The sequence below is a fragment of the Mesorhizobium sp. M0276 genome, assembly GCF_040321755.1.
Taxonomy (GTDB): domain Bacteria; phylum Pseudomonadota; class Alphaproteobacteria; order Rhizobiales; family Rhizobiaceae; genus Mesorhizobium.
The window spans coordinates 1-803 of sequence record NZ_JAMYSC010000158.1 but is presented as its reverse complement, the minus strand read 5'-3'; the positions used below and the strand labels follow the sequence as shown (position 1 = coordinate 803).

1 pseudogene is annotated in these 803 nt (G+C 64.8%); it reads left to right on the top strand.

Annotated features, from left to right (window positions below):
• Positions 1-70: 70 nt before the first annotated feature.
• Positions 71-803: pseudogene (locus NKJ01_RS36255) on the top strand (transposase domain-containing protein); the annotation flags it as partial.

The window sequence follows — 803 nt, the reverse complement described above, 5'->3', positions numbered from 1 at the left end:
CTGGCGTCCGACGCGGGTCGGCTAGCATTTACATTTTGAAATTGCAGGCAAAATCTGATTCACTGGCCTCATGACGTTGAAGCCGGATGATCTTCCTTCGGACCTCGCGAGTGCCCTGGCGGCGCTGCGGGCTGAACGTGAAGCGCGGCGGCAAGCCGAGGCGGTGGCCGCCAGCGCGCAGGCGAAACTATCGGACACCGAGGCGCTGATCGCACATCTACAGCTTATGATCGAGAAGCTGAAGCGCGAGAAATACGGCCAGCGTTCCGAGCGCACGGCGCGTCTGATCGAGCAGATGGAACTTCAGCTCGAAGACCTCGTGACCGCGGCGAGCGAGGATGAGCTTGCCGCGGCCGCTGCGGCGGCGAAGACCCAGAGCGTGCGTTCCTTCACGCGCAAACGGCCGGTGCGCAAGCCATGGCCGGCCGACATCGAGCGCGAGCGCATCGTCATCGAGCCACCTGCGCCTGCTGCGGCGGATCCCGGCTGTCCAAGCTGGGCGAGGACGTGACCGAGACGCTGGAGGAGATCCCGCGCCGGTTCAAGGTGATTGAGACGGTGCGCGAGAAGTTCACTTGCCGCGATTGCGAGAAGATCAGCCAGCCGCCGGCGCCCTTCCATGCCACGCCACGCGGCTTCATCGGTCCGCTGCTGCTGGCGACGATCCTGTTCGACAAGTTCGGCATGCACACTCCGCTCAACCGTCAGAGCACGCGCTTCAAGGCCGAGGGGATCGACCTGCCGCTGTCGACGCTGGCCGATCAGGTCGGCCACGGAACCTTCGCCGTCATGCCGCTCTTCCA